The 15,262-nt window shown below is 54.5% G+C and carries 14 protein-coding genes; 9 read left to right on the forward strand and 5 right to left on the reverse strand.

Going from position 1 to position 15,262, the window contains the following annotated elements:
* Positions 1-84 precede the first annotated feature (84 nt).
* The gene (locus ON16_RS00795; protein WP_040658618.1) at positions 85-1,275 is read right to left on the reverse strand and encodes an IS256 family transposase; all 1,191 of its coding nucleotides are present in this window, start codon (positions 1,273-1,275) and stop codon (positions 85-87) included.
* 592 nt (positions 1,276-1,867) lie between these two features.
* On the opposite strand from ON16_RS00795, the gene ON16_RS00800 reads away from it, so the two are divergent.
* From ON16_RS00800 to ON16_RS00820, 5 genes are all read left to right on the forward strand, one after another.
* Positions 1,868-2,818, forward strand: a complete 951-nt coding sequence (locus ON16_RS00800) for a PstS family phosphate ABC transporter substrate-binding protein (RefSeq protein ID WP_040658620.1) — start codon at positions 1,868-1,870, stop codon at positions 2,816-2,818.
* A 98-nt stretch (positions 2,819-2,916) separates the two neighbouring features.
* Entirely contained in the window at positions 2,917-3,798 is an 882-nt protein-coding gene (pstC, locus tag ON16_RS00805; RefSeq protein ID WP_040658622.1) for a phosphate ABC transporter permease subunit PstC, read from the forward strand.
* Between the two features lie 2 nt (positions 3,799-3,800).
* Positions 3,801-4,640: a phosphate ABC transporter permease PstA gene (gene pstA / locus ON16_RS00810; protein WP_040658624.1), complete on the forward strand. Its 840-nt coding sequence runs from the start codon at positions 3,801-3,803 to the stop codon at positions 4,638-4,640.
* Entirely contained in the window at positions 4,625-5,374 is a 750-nt protein-coding gene (locus tag ON16_RS00815) for a phosphate ABC transporter ATP-binding protein (RefSeq protein WP_040658626.1), read from the forward strand. The genes pstA and ON16_RS00815 overlap by 16 nt, the downstream gene beginning before the upstream one ends.
* A 20-nt stretch (positions 5,375-5,394) precedes the next feature.
* On the forward strand, positions 5,395-5,862 hold the full coding sequence (locus ON16_RS00820) for an HAD family hydrolase (protein ID WP_040658628.1): 468 nt from the start codon (positions 5,395-5,397) through the stop codon (positions 5,860-5,862).
* A 181-nt stretch (positions 5,863-6,043) separates the two neighbouring features.
* Here ON16_RS00820 and ON16_RS00825 read toward each other — a convergent pair whose 3' ends face one another.
* Positions 6,044-7,825 (reverse strand): sigma-54-dependent transcriptional regulator, encoded by a 1,782-nt coding sequence (locus ON16_RS00825; protein WP_040658630.1) that lies wholly within the window; start codon positions 7,823-7,825, stop codon positions 6,044-6,046.
* A 404-nt stretch (positions 7,826-8,229) separates the two neighbouring features.
* Here ON16_RS00825 and ON16_RS00830 point away from each other — a divergent pair, with 404 nt between their 5' ends.
* The 4 genes from ON16_RS00830 to ON16_RS00845 all read left to right on the forward strand — a co-directional run bounded on the left by ON16_RS00830 (position 8,230) and on the right by ON16_RS00845 (position 12,049).
* Positions 8,230-9,216, forward strand: coding sequence for a 2-keto-3-deoxygluconate permease (locus ON16_RS00830; RefSeq protein WP_040658632.1), 987 nt, complete (start codon positions 8,230-8,232; stop codon positions 9,214-9,216).
* 37 nt (positions 9,217-9,253) lie between these two features.
* Positions 9,254-9,550, forward strand: coding sequence for a UxaA family hydrolase (locus ON16_RS00835; protein WP_040658634.1), 297 nt, complete (start codon positions 9,254-9,256; stop codon positions 9,548-9,550).
* 25 nt (positions 9,551-9,575) lie between these two features.
* On the forward strand, positions 9,576-10,736 hold the full coding sequence (locus ON16_RS00840) for a UxaA family hydrolase (RefSeq protein ID WP_040658636.1): 1,161 nt from the start codon (positions 9,576-9,578) through the stop codon (positions 10,734-10,736).
* A 92-nt stretch (positions 10,737-10,828) separates the two neighbouring features.
* The gene (locus tag ON16_RS00845; RefSeq protein WP_040658637.1) at positions 10,829-12,049 is read left to right on the forward strand and encodes a LeuA family protein; all 1,221 of its coding nucleotides are present in this window, start codon (positions 10,829-10,831) and stop codon (positions 12,047-12,049) included.
* 160 nt (positions 12,050-12,209) lie between these two features.
* Here the strand turns inward: ON16_RS00845 and ON16_RS00850 are convergent, their stop codons facing one another.
* From ON16_RS00850 to ON16_RS00860, 3 genes are read right to left on the reverse strand one after another with little or no spacing between them, the layout of a single operon-like run.
* Positions 12,210-13,109, reverse strand: coding sequence for a dihydrodipicolinate synthase family protein (locus ON16_RS00850; RefSeq protein WP_040658639.1), 900 nt, complete (start codon positions 13,107-13,109; stop codon positions 12,210-12,212).
* Positions 13,103-13,936: an SDR family oxidoreductase gene (locus ON16_RS00855; RefSeq protein ID WP_040658641.1), complete on the reverse strand. Its 834-nt coding sequence runs from the start codon at positions 13,934-13,936 to the stop codon at positions 13,103-13,105. The genes ON16_RS00850 and ON16_RS00855 overlap by 7 nt, the downstream gene beginning before the upstream one ends.
* Positions 13,937-13,981: 45 nt before the next feature.
* Positions 13,982-15,250 carry a TRAP transporter large permease gene (locus ON16_RS00860; protein WP_040658642.1) on the reverse strand — a complete coding sequence of 423 codons (1,269 nt, stop codon included), beginning with the start codon at positions 15,248-15,250 and terminating at the stop codon, positions 13,982-13,984.
* Positions 15,251-15,262 lie beyond the last annotated feature (12 nt).

Here is a 15,262-nt window from a genome sequence, read left to right on the forward strand (position 1 = left end):
TTACCTGCTTACCATGGTAGTGTCAAGATTGGTAGTGTCAAGAATTATGCGCAAATTAGTTTGCAGTCTCTGTCATAGATGAGGTCAGCCGGCAACGGAGGTATCCACAAGGGCGGCCTCCAGATGCTTCATATTCATGTACTTCTTGTTGCCCCACTGAGTGCCCGCCACATGGCGCAGCCTGGCACAAACCAGCATCAGGGCAGAGTTGCCGTCCGGGAAACAGCCCACCACACGGGTGCGGCGACGAATTTCCCGGTTGAGCCGCTCAATCACATTGTTGGTGCGGATTCTTGTCCAGTGCTCGGAGGGGAAATCGCAGTAAGTCAGCGTCTCTTCAATACTGTCCTCCACTTTCTTGGCTGTCTCTTTTAGCTTCATGGCCCCCAGCTCTTCAACCACTGTTTTTGCCTTCTGGCGGGCAGCTTTCCTGCTTTCTTGCGCATGGATCGCCTTGAGCATTTTGGCTACTATCTTCACCTTGGAGCGAGGCGTTACGGAGAATATATTACGGTAAAAGTGGACGGTACACCGCTGGTATTTGGCCTCGGGAAATACTTCTCCCACGGCCTCCAGCATACCCATGCACTTATCGCCAACAATCAATTTTACACCGTTCAGACCACGCCCATGAAGCCACTGAAAGAAGCTTACCCAGCTGGCTTTGTCTTCCTTCATACCTTCCATAGCACCAAGAACCTCACGATATCCGTCCTCGTTGACCGCAATTGCCACCAGAATGGCTACATTTTCATACTCTCCACCCCAGTTGCGGCGCAGGTAGATACCATCCACATAAACATAGGGATAGCGGCCGCCCTGTAATGGGCGGTTGCGCCAGTCCTCAATGTGGACGTAGGCTTTCTTATTCAGCTCGCTGATGGTAGAGGGAGAGACCTTACTGCCCCACAAAGCCTCGGTAATATCCTCTACACGGCGTACCGATACGCCTGCTAAGTACATCTCGATGAGAGCCTCCTCCACGCTGCTCTCACGGCGACGATACCGCTCAATAATCGCCGTTTCAAAGGTTGCACCCTTCAGGCGGGGAACATTGAGTTTTACGTCGCCGGAGGTCGTGGTGAGATTGCGCTGGTAATGGCCGCTTCGGTAAGCCTGCCGCTCCTCGCTGCGCTCATACCGGGCCGCCTGGATCAGCTTTTCTGCCTCAGTTTCCAGCAGGCCGTTCAGGGTTTCCTCCACACTACCTCGGACTAATTCCTTGATTTGACCCTTGATAATTTCCTCATTAAACTGTACAATTTTCTCAGACATGGTTTGTTGTCTCCTTTCAGAATGGTGTGTGGTAGCTTCATTCTATCAGAGATCTGCAAACCATGTCTGTTTTTATGACTTTTTGAATTTGCGCAACTTATTGTACCTTATCATTATTGTGGGGATTTTCAAGAAGGATGCACAAATCAATTTTTAGTCGCTTTTGGAATAGAGTCAGCCTGCTTAGGAGGTGTCATCCGTAGTTGCCTCCGAGTGCTTCATACTTATGTTACACCATTGAATACTGGACATATGAGTAGGTGCGCAGGCCAGCATCCGTGTGAAATTGCCGCCTGCAAAAGACTCCAACACACGGGTACAGCGAGTTGAATCGTTCAATCACATTGTTGGGAGGATGTGTGCCCAACGCACAAAGGGAAGCGGCACATAAGTTAGGGTTGCCTTTTTTAAAGGATTGCGCGACGAAATAGATATCGCCTATCTCCATTTGTCAAATCAAATCTATATAATCGTATTTTCCGATAATAGTACAAGCAATATTGCGAATTTGAATTTGTGTTTAATCGAATAATGTCTTACGCTCTATATATTGGATGAAATGTCCAAAATTTTTTTTGGAGGCATTGTTTCGATGAAAAAGACTCTTGCTGCGTTTCTTGCCGGTATCATGATGCTTTCTCTGACTGCCTGTGGCAATTCTCCCGCACCAGCTGCTCCCGCAACCAGTGGAAGTGTGTCTGCTTCTGCGGCGGAAACCGCCGATTTCCAGAGCAGCATCCTTTTCTGCGGCTCCACCTCTTTGTACCCTATCATCTCCTCTTTGGCATCTTCCTTCACCGATGAGTATGTAACCTGGGACAAGGTAGACGCGTCTTTCCCGGCCAACAACATCTCCATCTACGTGGCGCCGGGCGGTTCCGGTGTGGGCGCCAGCGCGGTGATCGACGGCACCTGTGATTTCGGAATGATCGCCCGTACCATTAAGGACAGTGAGAAAGAAGCTCTGGGCGCGGGCTATACCGAATATGTGGTTGCCAAGGACGCCCTGACCGTCTCTGTCAACGCCCAGAATCCCATCTGCGGTGCGCTGGACGATATGACCAGCGACACCATCCGTCAGATTTTCAGCGGCGAACTGACGACTTGGAATCAGGTGGATTCCTCTCTGCCTGCCGAGGCCATCAACGTGTACATCCGCGACCTGTCCGGCGGCGCCTACGAAGTGTTCCAAAAGGCCATTATGGGCGAAAGTGAAGTGACCGCCTCCGCCACCCAGTCCGCCTCCATGACCGAATTGGCCACTAATATCGCAAACGATCCCTGGAGCATCGGCTATGCGGGCTTTGGCGCATACAACAAGGCTAATCAGGACGGTCAGGTGCTGTTCGCCATGAAGGTTGACGGTGTGGAAGCGACTGAGGAGACCATTCTCAGCGGTGATTACAAGGTGCAGCGTCCCGTTATGTTCGTCACCGGGCAGGAACTGACAGCCTCTGAGCAGGCCTTTGTGGACTATGTGTTTTCCGATGTAGGCTATCAGGTTGTGGAGGACAACGGCTACATTCCCGCATTCACCGCCTGATTTTGACAGAACCGTTCATTCATGTTATCTTACAAATGCTGCCATTGCGGTGCAATGGCAGCATTTGACCTTATGCCACATAGAATCGAGGGATACGCATGCGGACAATCGGGAATTTTTTGTTCTCTAATCTAATCAAGCTATTGACATTGCTGACGGTGTTGTCGCTGGCATTTGTTTTGATTTTTATTGTGCAGGAGGCCCTTCCCGCATTCTCTGAAACCTCGCTGACCGCATTCTTGTTTGGTCAGCGATGGATGCCGATGGACTACGGCAACGGTGTGTCCTTCGGCATCGGCAACTTTATTGCCGGGACGCTGGCTGTGTCCGCGCTGGCAATTTTGATCGCCCTGCTGATTGGCGTTGGCGCGGCGGTGTTTCTGTCCTGCGCTGTCTCGGAAAATGCCCGGAGCCTGCTCTATCCGCTGATCGATCTGCTGGCGGGGATTCCATCGGTCATCTATGGATTTATTGGCCTGTGTGTTTTGGTCAAGCTGTTCCAGCGGCTGGGGATTGCGGGGAGCGGCCATTCCGTGCTGACAGCGGCAATCCTTCTTGCGGTCATGCTTCTGCCGTTTTTGGTGTCCTCCTGCAGCGAAACCATGCTGAAAATTCGACGGCGGTATCTGCCTGCCGCCAGCGCGCTGGGCATCTCCTATTGGCACACAGTGGCCCATGTGGTGTTGCCGCTGTCCGCCCGAAACATTCTGCTCAGCGTCATTTTAGCCACTGGCCGGGCTATGGGGGAGACAATGGCGGTTATGATGGTTATGGGCAACGCCAACCTGTTCCCCACCCTGCTGGGGAAAGGCGAGACGATTGCCTCCCTGATTGCGCTGGAAATGGGGACTGCCGCCGCCGGCAGCACCCACTACCATGCGTTATACGCGGCAGGACTGGTGCTGCTGGTCATTTTGCTGGCGATCAACACCGGTATCGCATTGCTGCGCCGTCGGCTCCTGCGGCAGGAGGGGGCGTGAGGATGAGAGTGCGAACGAGTCTGGTCAGGGTTTGGGCATATGCCAGTATGGCTTTGGTGCTTGCCGCGCTTGTGTTCCTTTTTGGCTATGTGTTTTGGCAGGGAAAAGACGTTATCACATGGGAATTTCTCTCCACAGCGCCCAGTGGATCGGTGCTGGGTTCTGAGGGCGGCATTTGGCCCGCCATCGTGGGAAGTCTGTGCTTTACCTTAACAGCTGTGGTGCTGGGGGCAATTCCCGCCATTGCCACGGCGCTGTATCTGGTGTTTTACTGCCGCAGCAGGCGGTTGCAGAGCGCGATACATCTGGTGATTCAGAATATTGCGGGAATCCCTTCCATTGTGCTGGGGCTGTTCGCTTACAGTCTGCTGGTGCGGGAATTTGCGTGGGGACGCTGTGTGCTGTCCGCCGGGGTTGCTTTGGCTATCATGGTACTGCCGTTTATAGAAGTACGGGCGGAAAAGGCGTTCCGGGAACTGCCGGACGCGCTGGTGCAGTCCGCCTGCGCGCTGGGCTGCTCAAAGTTATACACCATTCGGACAATCGTACTGCCCGCCTGCCGGGGAGAACTGGTGTCGGGCGTGATTTTAGGCGCGTGTTATGCGATGGGCGCTACCGCGCCGCTGATGTTTACCGGCGGAGTTGCCTACGCATCTCTGCCCGCCTCACTGACCAAGCCCGCCATGGCGCTGCCGCTGCATCTTTACCTGCTGCTAGCGCAGGGAACGTCCATGCCCCAGGCCTATGGCACGGCCTTTGTGCTGATGGTGATCGTTCTGGTCAGCAATGCACTAGCCACCGGATATGCAAGAAGGAGGAACCGCACATGGAAGCAGCCGTGACATTGCGCAGCGTCTCTGCTTTTTACGACGGCAAACCAGCGCTGGAGCAGATTTCGCTGTCCTTTCCCCGCAATCGGATCACTGCGGTTTTGGGGCCTTCCGGCTGCGGGAAAAGCACGCTGCTGCGGGCTGTAAACCGTATGCTGGAGGAGGAGCCCGGAGCAGCCGTACAGGGACAGATCCTGCTGGGCGGCAATGATGTGCAGAAAATTCCTGTGGAGGAACTGCGCCGCCGGGTGGGACTGGTATTCCAGACCCCGACGCCCTTTCCGTTTTCCATTTATAAAAATATGACATTTGCTCTGCGCTATTACGGCATTAGAGAAAAAGTCAAGCTGGAAGCTGCCGTACGGGAAAAACTGGAAATGGCCGGGCTTTACAACGAAGTGCGGCAGGAACTAAACAAAAGCGCCCTGAAGCTGTCCGGCGGACAGCAGCAGCGGCTGTGTATTGCCAGAGCGCTGACCGTGGAGCCGGAGGTGCTGCTGCTGGACGAGCCGTGCTCCGCCTTGGATGTGAAGAGCATTGCCACCATCGAAGCCATGCTGACCGCGCTGAAGAAGCGCTATACGATTGTTCTGGTTACCCACAATATTGCGCAGGCTCGCCGCATTGCGGACGAGGTTGCTTTTTTCAACGACGGAAGGCTGGTGGAAACCGGAGAAAAGGAACTGCTGTTTGACCGCCCGCAGCAGGAGGAGACGCGGGCGTTTTTGAGCGGCGTTTACGGTTAAACGGAAAGGAGAAACGCAATATGCTGACGATTGAAATCCCGGGACGGGAAACGCTGGAGATTTCTCATGTAGTGCTGGATTACAACGGCACAGTGGCGGTGGACGGCGCACTGCTGCCCGGCTTGGCGGAGCGGATCGCGGCGCTGAAGAAATCCGTTACGGTCACCGTTCTCACTGCCGATACCTATGGAACCGTCCGCGCCCAATGTGAGCCTTTGGGAATCGCGGTGGAGACTTTCCCGCGGGCAGGGGCCGCGCAGTGCAAAGAGGAAATTGTGCGCGGCCTGTCCGGCGGCACTGTCTGCGTGGGCAATGGATTTAACGACATTCAAATGTTTGATGCGGCGGCGCTCAGCATTGCCGTTCTGGAAAAAGAGGGACTTTGCGCCGCGCTGCTTGCACATGCCGACGTTTTGGTTTCCTCGCCGCTGGATGCGCTGGATCTGCTGCTGCGGCCCAAACGCCTGTGCGCCACGCTCCGCAGCTGAGAATAGACTTTGCTGGTGGTGCATGTTCGCACAAGATGGTTCCGGAAAACTCAATCAATAAACTGCCACGCTGCGGATTGTTTGTCCGCAGCGTGGCAGTTTTTTTGTGTGGTGGATGGCGTAATACGCAATAGCGTGCGCATCACTGTACTTGAGCAGAATCACGGACGGCTCTCCCGTCTCAGTTTCCGTCACCCAGTTTTCTCCAAAGGGTGCTGCGCCCAATCCCCAGACGTTTGGCGGCAGCGGATTGATTCATGTTTTCTTCCCGCAGCACGCGGGTGATAATCCTCCGCTCAATTTCATCCAGCGTCCCGGTGAGATCCAGTGTGTCCTGCACCGGAACGGCTTTACGGGATTCGTTGCTGAGTACGGCGGACACCTCCTCGGCGGAAATATAAACAGAGGAGGTGGTGGCGACCAGCTGCCGCAGCACCTTTTCCAACTGCAGCAGATTCAGCGGCCAGTCAAACTTCACCAGAAGCTCCATGGCGTCCGGCTCCAGTCCCACCACGGATTTGGCATAGGTAATGTTGTATTGCTGCAGCATCAGATTCACAAAGCCGGGGAGGTCCTCCCGCCGCTGTGCCAATGCGGGAATGTTGACAGTCAGCCCACTGAGCTGCAAATACAGCTTGCTGGAAAAGCGTCCCTGTGCAACCTCGGTTGAAAGATCGCAGGAACTGGAACTGATGAGCCGGTGGCGGCGGGAGAGTTTGGTGTCTTCAATATAGGCTGCAATCTGCTGTTGCAAAGTCTCCGACAGGGCGCAGACGTTTTCAAAATAGACGGTGTAGCCGGTGCCGTGCAGGGGAGAGACGGTGTTGCCCAGCAGAAGTTTCCACGTTTTTTCGGTTACATCTCCGCAGCGCACGCGAAGAAAAGAGGCGGCAGGGGCGCTTTTGGTATGAATATAGCGCGCCACAAGTCCCTTTCGGCTGCCGGTTGCCCCCTGAATCAGCACGGGCAGAACGGAGCTGCCAGCGGTTTCAATGGTCTTGAGCAGAGGGCGGAGATATAGCCCGTTACAGCCTAGAAGCTGCCGCCGCTCCTGCAATTCCTCCGGGTTTTCCACCTCGGCGAAGGGCGCAAGCCGGTAGGCCGCCGAGTGGAAGTGCAGCTCAAGGAGAAAATGGGGCTGTTGCCCAATCGTCAGCGTACTGCCTTGCAGCTGATAAAATTTTTCGTTGAATCGCTTAATTAGGTGCAGACTTCCGCTTTGCCGTAAAAGAGGAAGCTGACCAGTCAGAAAGTGCTCCAGCCGTTCCACATCGTTGAGCAGCTGCCGTGCCGCAATATTTGCATAGCGGATGCCCGCATCGCCGTCAAACAGAAAGATAGCCGTGGAACTTTTGTCCACCATGCTTTGAAAAAGCTGGTTGTTGTCCAGCGCACTGCGGATGAGGTTGTGATGCTCAATTGCTTTACGGATGCTGGCCTCCACGCTTTCCCGGCTGGAGGTGATGAGCATGAACTGCGCGCCATTGGCAATGGCGGCATCCCGTGTAGCGGCGCCTCCAATCACGAGGTCCACACCTTGCGCGCAGCTGTCTGCCACCGTTTGCGCAATTTGATCCGGGCGGTCAAAGGAGAAGGTGCGGATGTTGATGCGAAGAAACTCCGCCAGCATCTCCACCTGCGAGGTAATGTAGCGGTAGCTGACCACGGCGGCGTTTTCGCTGTACTCCAGCGCCTGCTTCAGCACCCGAAGCAGATCAAATACGGAAACTTTTACGTCAATGACAGGGGTGTCGATCATCTCTCGCAGCAGCGTGGCGGTGCCGCCGCGGGAAATTACCACGTCAAATTCCTTGTCCGGAAACGCCTTGGTAAACTGAATGGCGTTTTGATAGAATCCGGTGAATGTATAGAGTTCCACATTTTCATAACTGCGGGCAATATCCGTCATCAAAAGCCCCATTTCTTGATAAGGGGCAATGCCAAGAATCTTAATTTTCTCCATTGATATACCCTCCTCTTGGCTGAGTGTATCAAAATAAAACATATTTTACAAGGGGATATTGCAAAAACGTCAAAATATTTGCAGGATATTTTCAAAAAGAACAGCATTCTTTACAACAAAATTGCTTCAATTTGAAACAATGAATATAATTAGTTTCAAATTGAAGCGTTTTTATGCGTTTGATTAATTGCATTTAAAATATAGCGCAGTTATCATGAGAATAACCGGTAAATGAAGCACGTGTGTTTCAAAATCAAGCATGCCTCGCCAACACAATGGAAATTGCCAAATCACTTTGCTGCCGGCACAGTAAATATGTGGCAAATTTCTAAACTGCGCCCCGTAAAACCCGAGGGAATCAATTCCTTTGGGCATGTTGTGAAATTGTTTAGGAGGATTATAAAATGAAGATTTTGAAAACCGTACAGAAGGTCCCGGGCGGGCTGATGGTAATTCCGCTGCTGCTTGGCGTTCTTTTGAATACATTTATCCCCGATGTTCTGCAAATGGGCGGTCTAACCACCGCCATCTTCTCCAGCGCCGGCGCAAACACGCTCATTGCCTGTTTTCTGGTCTGCGTGGGTTCTCAAATCCAACTGCGGCAGGGCGGTCAGGTGCTCAAGCGGGGGATCGTGCTGCTGCTGGCTAAATTCTTGGCCGGTGCGTCTTTGGGCTGGATGATTGGCGCAATCTTCGGCATGGAGGGCATTCTGGGCCTTTCCACGCTGGCCATCATCAGCTCCGTTACCAACTCCAACGGCGGACTGTTCATGTCCTTGGTGGGTCAGTTTGGCGATGAAACCGATGTGGCTTCTCAGGCCATCCTGAACATCAATGACGGCCCGTTCCTGACGCTGGTGGCGCTGGGCGCTTCCGGCATGGGCGACATTCCCTTCAAAAGCCTTGCCGCCGCCATCCTGCCCATCGTCATTGGTTTAATTCTGGGCAATCTGGACAAGGAAGTCTCCACCTTCCTCAAGCCCGGTCTGAACGTGATGATTCCTTTCTTTGCCTTCTGTCTTGGCGCGGGCATCAGCCTGAGGAATCTGGTCAAGGGCGGCGTGTCCGGTGTCGCGCTGGGCTTCATCACTGTGTTCTGGTCCGGTTTGATCTGCTGTCTGGTGGATAAGTTCATTTTGAAGCGCCCCGGCTATGCGGGCTGGGCGGTCGCTTCCGCCGCCGGAAACAGCGTGGCCACGCCTGCCGCAGTGGGTGCGGCGGCTGTGACGTTTCAGCCTTTTGTGGAATCTGCCACCGTGCAGTGTGCTGCGGCGGTCATTGTCACCGTTATCATGGTTCCCATTATGACCTCTTGGGCTGCCAAGAAGTGGGGCACCTCCGCGGAATGGGAAGCGAAGAAGCTGGCCGCTGTCAAGGCAAAAGAAAACTAAGCATCACCGTACATTTGAATAAAATTGGAGGACTCATATGAAAGCAGACGCAATTATGCTTCATGCAGACGACAACGTGATCACCGTTGTCAACGGCGCTGCCGCCGGGCAGGAAGTACACTATTTCAAGGGGACGGAGCTTTGCTCCGTAACAACCACCGAGGAGATTCCGCCGTGCCATAAAATTGCCATTGCGCCCATCGCGCAGGGTGAGCACATCATCAAATACGGCGAAATCATTGGCGGCGCCCAGAAGGACATTGTCGTGGGCAACTGGGTTTCCCATTTGAATATTGACAGCCTGCCCCGCGATTACAGCAGGGAGCTGGGCTGATCCGGAAAAGAAAAGAGGTTTACTTATGGAATTCATGGGATATCAGAGATCGGACGGCACAGTGGGCATCCGAAACCATGTGTTGATTTTACCCACCTGCGCCTGCGCAAGTGAATCCTGCCGCATTGTTGCCTCTCAGGTACAGGGAAGCGTCAATGTTATCAATAACTCCGGCTGCGCGGAGGTCAAGGGAAACGAGGATATGACCCAGAAGATTCTGACGGGCTTTGCTGCCAATCCCAATGTGTATGGCACCGTTATTATCGGACTGGGCTGCGAAAATGTCCCGCATTTAAAGTTAAAGGAAAAAATCGAGAAGATTACCAATAAGCCGGTGATATCCTTTGGCATTCAGGACGAAGGCGGCACCATCAACACCATTAGCAAGGCGGTTCGCGCCGCCCGTCAGATGGTGGCGGACGCCTCGCTGGTTAAACGCACGTCCTGCGACCTCTCTGCCTTGATGATGGGCATTGAGTGCGGCGGCAGCGACGCAACCAGCGGGTTTGGAGCAAACCCCGCCGTGGGCAATCTCAGCGACCGGCTGGTGGATTTGGGCGCATCCAGCATGATGTCCGAGACGATTGAGTTTGTCGGAGCGGAGCATATTCTTGCCCGACGTGGCGCAACCAAAGAAATCCACGATCAAATCATCAAGATCTGTCATGACTACGAGGCGCATCTGGCCGCTGCCGGGCAGGACTGCCGCTATGGGCAGCCAACGCCCGGAAATAAGGACGGCGGCCTTTCCACCATCGAGGAAAAATCGCTGGGCTGCATCTACAAAGGAGGGACCCGACCCATTGTCGAGGTGGTAATGGAGGGCGAACGCCCCACCCAAAAAGGCGCCATCGTTATGGACTCACCGGGCTATGACATTGCCTCTGTCACCGCAATGGTGGCCGGCGGCTGTCAGGTGGTGGTGTTTACCACCGGCCGCGGCACACCCACCGGAAATGCCATTGCACCGGTTTTAAAAGTCACCGCCAACCGCAAGACTTATCAGACCATGATCGACAACATGGACATCGACGTCAGCGCCGTGACCGAGGGAGAGACCAGCATCGAAGAGGCGGGCGCCGCCATGCTGGACGAGCTTCTGGAGGTCTGTAATGGCAAAATTACCAAAGCCGAAGCGTTTGGATTCTCCGATGTGTGCATTGACCGCATCTGCCGCTTCATCTGATTTCATCCGGGCGGTGCGCGGGCGCATTTTAAATTTACCGTCCCGCGTACTCTTCCCGCATTCACATACTGCATTTGAAAAGAGGAATATCTATGACTGAAAAATGGCGCAATGACAAATGGTTTACCAGCAGCTGGAACTTTGCGGAAGAAGTGACCAAGAACCTGCACTTCCAGAAGAATATCAAGATTCACGACGTTTCTTTGCGGGACGGCGAACAGCAGGCCGGGTTGATTTTTGACTACAAGCAGAAGATGGCCCTGGCGGAAAAGATGTCGGAAATGGGCATTCACCGCATCGAGGCGGGCATGCCCGCCGTATCGCAGCAGGATCGGCAGGTAATTGTAGACCTTGCCAAGCGCAGAGATCTGCAAAGTGAAATTTTTGCCTTTGCCCGCTGCATGGTAGACGATGTGAAGCGCGCCGCTGACTGCGGCGTCAAGGGCGTTATCATCGAAATTCCCTGCAATGAGGAAATGATTACAAAGGCCTATGGCTGGACCATGGAAAAGGCGCTGGAGCTCTCCATTCAAGCGTCCATAGCCGCCAAGGAAGCGGGACTGTATACGGTGTTTTTTCCCATTGACATGACTCGCGCCTCCATGAGCTGGTCTTTGGATCTGCTGAGCCATGTGGCGGCCAACGGGCATATGGACGCGCTGGCAATTGTGGACACGATGGGCGTGCTGATGCCCCACACGGTGCCCTTTTTGGTGGATACCGTGCGGAGCAAGCTGCCGGGAAAGCCCATCGAGCTGCACTTCCATGATGACTACGGTCTGGGGGCTGCCAATACCATTATGGGTCTGGCGGCCGGCGCAGACGTGGCGCACACCACCATCGGAGCCATCGGTGAGCGCGCGGGAAATGCGCCCTATGAAGACGTGGCGCTGGCGCTGCTGACTATGTACGGCGTGGACCTGGGGCTGGATTACAGCCAAATTTACCCGCTGAACAAAATGATGCGGGAATTTTCCGGCCTGCCCATCCGTGGCAACCGCGGGATCACCGGCGACACGGTGTTCAACATCGAGTCCGGTATCGTGGCGGACTGGTATAAGCAGTCCCATGAGACAGATCCGCTGATTACCAACTCCTATCTGCCGGCGTTGACCGGGCATCCCGACACGCAGATTGTGCTGGGCAAGCACTCCGGCATTTCCTCGGTGGATGTGTGGCTGGAAGAAGCGGCGATTCAGCTGGACAAGGAACAGAAGCGGACGCTGGTGGCGGATGTAAAGGCGCGTGCCTATGAAAAGCACGGACTGCTGAATCAAGCGGACTTCGATCAGCTGGTGGCTAAATACCGCTGAGCGGAAAGGCTTCTGCAAGTAATATAACAGGCGGGGGCTATATTAATTATATACAGCGCCCTCCTAAGCCGAAAAGAAGCGCCTGATTCCATTTGGAATCAGGCGCTTCTTTAGGTTCTCAGCCGAAATATTAGCAGTTCGCGGTGTAGAAATTTTGCCCTTAGATGGACTCCAGCGGCAGAGCCAATAGGTCCTGCATGGTCTTGCGTGCCGCATCGTCCAAGGGGCGGAACGGCGCACGGCAAAAACCGCAGTCAATTCCGCGCAGGGTCCAGCCATACTTCATGGCATTGAAAATCCCGAGTTTGACAGTTGCCTCCACCCGCAGGTTGATGGCGTGCTGCCAGCGATAGGCCTCGGCAATGTCGCCCCGGTCAAATGCGTCACGAACCTGGTGGAACAAAGGCGCAAAGAGATTGACCGTGGTGCCGATGGTGGCACAGGAACCCATGGACAGCGCACCGAGGAGCTGCTCATCAAAGCCGTTGATCAGCGCCTTGCCGGGAAAGGCCTGCCCAATCCGCTCCAAACTGTAAAGATTGGTGGAGGTGTGCTTGATCCCCACGATGTTCTCGTTGCCAAGCAGCCGTCCCGCGTTGTCTTTGCTGAACTCCACGCCTGTGAACTGAGGGATGTTGTATACGATGGCGGGCACATTGGGAACTGCTCGGATCACATCCTCGTAATATCCCATGATGTCGTCCATCGAAAACTTGTAATAGTAAGGCGGAATCATGGACACGGCCAATGCCCCGGCGGACATGGCGTGCTGCGCCAAGTCAATCACGTCCTTGGTGCGGATGGTGCCCACGTGGGACATCACGGGAACCCGTCCGTCCGCCGCTTTCAACACATGCTCCAGCACCTGCTTGCGCTCGTCCAGCGTCAGCAGAAGGCCCTCGCCGGAAGAACCGCAGCAGTAGAAACCCTCGACGCCGTCGGCAATCTGCGCATCCACAACTTGTTCCAGCGCATGGTAGTTGACGCTTTCATCGGCGTTGGTCGGGGTAATCAGGGCGGACCAAATCCGTTTAAAATCCTGCGGTTTGGTTGTTACCATGCGGTCCAGCCCCCGTCTACAACCATGTTGGATCCGGTCATGAAGGAGGATGCCTGAGAGGCGAGATAGATCAGAGGCCCGACATATTCGTCGGCTTCAGACATGCGGCCCATGGGCATTCTGGCGCAGAAGTTGGCCTGGAACGTCTCGTCCTGCGTATCCCGGTGAACACCGGCGGGGGAGAGGGTGTTCACGCGGATGCCCTGCTTGCCCCAGTAAGTGGCAAGATACCGGGTCAGATTATAGATGCCGGACTTGGCGGCGGAATAAGCCACCGGCTTGATAAAGGGAATGCCGGTGCGCTCTTTCTTATAGGCATAGATGTCCTGAATGGGGGAGACCATGCCGTAAATGGAGCCGATATTGATGATGGAGCCGCCCTTTCCGGCGTTTACCATGCGGGCGCCCACGGCCTGACAGGCGAGGAAAGTACCCACCAGATTCACATCCACCACCTCGCGGAAAACCTCCTCGGGGAAGTTCTCGAAGGGGCCGGACACCTCGGGAGGCGCGGAGGGCTGGGTGTCAATGCCGGCGTTGTTCACCAGAACGTCGGGAGCGTCGCCCCAGACTTTTTCCATATCGTCCAGCGCTGCGTTCATGGAATCCTTTTTTGTGATATCGACTGCGTAAAATTTCAAATTGGGGTCGGTCAGCGCACTTTCGCCAAAGGTGTTTACAATGCGCTCGTTGTTCACGGTGCGGCCCCAGACGGCAACGCGGGCCTCTCGGGCGCGAAGCCCCTTGACAAACTCCGTACCAATCTGGCCCAAGCCGCCGGTCACGATGCAGATTTTATCTTTTACACTAAACAGCTGATCTGACATATTTATAAAGCTCCTTTCAGAATGGGAAATACCAGTGGAATTTTGTTAACCCAGCAGCACGGTGGGCAGCCATGTGACGATTCCCGGTACATAGGTCACCAGCAGCAGAGTTAATAGCAGCGGAATAAGGAAAGGCAGAATGGAGCGGTAAAGGTGCTCCAATTTGATCTTGTTCACGTCGGAAATGACGAACAGGCACACGCCGAAGGGCGGCGTCACCTGACCAATCATCAGATTCAGCACGACGATGACGCCGAAATGCACCAGATTCAAGCCCAGCCCGCTGGCAATCGGCAGCAGCACCGGCAGCATCAGCGTCAAAATAGCGCCCGGCTCCATGACCATGCCCAGAACCAGCAGCAGAACATTGATGACCAGCAAAATGACATAGGGGTTGGAGCTGATGCCAAGAATGATGTCCGCCATGGATTTGGAGATTCCCTCCATCGCCATGACATAGGTGAACAGGGTGGAGGTTCCGATGATGAATAATGTATTTGCCGAAGAAAGAGCCGAGTCCAGCAGGCACTTTTTGAAAGCCTTCCAGTCCAGCGTGCGATAAAGGAACAGCGCGATCAGCAGGGAATAAACCACTGCGACGCTGGAGGCTTCTGTCGGCGTAAACCAACCCAGAGTAAAGCCGGAGAGGATAATCAGCGGAGTAATCAGCGCGGGAACAGAAAAGATAAACTGGCGCAGCAGAGCCATCAGCCGGAACGGGTGCCGCTCATAGCCGCGTTTGATGGCGTAGAAAAAGATCATCACCATCAGCAGCACACCCATCAAAATACCGGGGATCACGCCGCCCATGAACAGTTCGCTGACACTGACGCTGGCAACGCTGCCGTAAATAATCAGCGGAATGGAGGGCGGGAAAATGGGACCGATGACAGAGGATGCGGCGGTCACAGCGCCGGAAAAGTCCTCATCATATCCGTTTTTGGTCATGGCTTCCATCTCAATGGCGCCCAGACCGCCTGCATCGGCCACGGCGGAACCGGACATGCCGGCAAAAATAATGCTGGCAACCACATTGGAGTGGGCCAGTCCGCCGGGAATCCAGCCGACCAGTTCCTTGGCGGTGTCAAAAATTTTCTCGGTGATTTTGCCGGCGTTCATCAGATTACCTGCCAGAATAAACAGCGGAACGGCGATCAGCAAAAACGAATCAGCTCCGCTGACCATTTTCTGACCAATGACCACCAGCGGATACCCCAGAGACACACAGCCGAGAACGGCGGATGCACCGATGGAGATACTGATAGGTACGCCGATGACCAGCAGGATCACGAAAGCAATTAGAAATATAATCATGAGTGTTCCCCC

Origin of the sequence: Oscillibacter ruminantium GH1, from assembly GCF_000307265.1 — a bacterium.
In the GTDB taxonomy this organism is placed as follows: domain Bacteria; phylum Bacillota; class Clostridia; order Oscillospirales; family Oscillospiraceae; genus Oscillibacter; species Oscillibacter ruminantium.

Coding starts and splice junctions, on each gene's coding strand:
- ON16_RS00800 (WP_040658620.1), top strand. CDS start 1,868: ATGAAAAAGACTCTTGCTGCGTTTCTTGCCGGTATCATGATGCTTTCT.
- pstA (WP_040658624.1), top strand. CDS start 3,801: ATGAGAGTGCGAACGAGTCTGGTCAGGGTTTGGGCATATGCCAGTATG.
- ON16_RS00860 (WP_040658642.1), bottom strand. CDS start 15,250: ATGATTATATTTCTAATTGCTTTCGTGATCCTGCTGGTCATCGGCGTA.
- ON16_RS00820 (WP_040658628.1), top strand. CDS start 5,395: ATGCTGACGATTGAAATCCCGGGACGGGAAACGCTGGAGATTTCTCAT.
- ON16_RS00815 (WP_040658626.1), top strand. CDS start 4,625: ATGGAAGCAGCCGTGACATTGCGCAGCGTCTCTGCTTTTTACGACGGC.
- ON16_RS00835 (WP_040658634.1), top strand. CDS start 9,254: ATGAAAGCAGACGCAATTATGCTTCATGCAGACGACAACGTGATCACC.
- ON16_RS00855 (WP_040658641.1), bottom strand. CDS start 13,936: ATGTCAGATCAGCTGTTTAGTGTAAAAGATAAAATCTGCATCGTGACC.
- ON16_RS00845 (WP_040658637.1), top strand. CDS start 10,829: ATGACTGAAAAATGGCGCAATGACAAATGGTTTACCAGCAGCTGGAAC.
- ON16_RS00825 (WP_040658630.1), bottom strand. CDS start 7,825: ATGGAGAAAATTAAGATTCTTGGCATTGCCCCTTATCAAGAAATGGGG.
- ON16_RS00795 (WP_040658618.1), bottom strand. CDS start 1,275: ATGTCTGAGAAAATTGTACAGTTTAATGAGGAAATTATCAAGGGTCAA.
- ON16_RS00830 (WP_040658632.1), top strand. CDS start 8,230: ATGAAGATTTTGAAAACCGTACAGAAGGTCCCGGGCGGGCTGATGGTA.
- ON16_RS00840 (WP_040658636.1), top strand. CDS start 9,576: ATGGAATTCATGGGATATCAGAGATCGGACGGCACAGTGGGCATCCGA.
- ON16_RS00850 (WP_040658639.1), bottom strand. CDS start 13,109: ATGGTAACAACCAAACCGCAGGATTTTAAACGGATTTGGTCCGCCCTG.
- pstC (WP_040658622.1), top strand. CDS start 2,917: ATGCGGACAATCGGGAATTTTTTGTTCTCTAATCTAATCAAGCTATTG.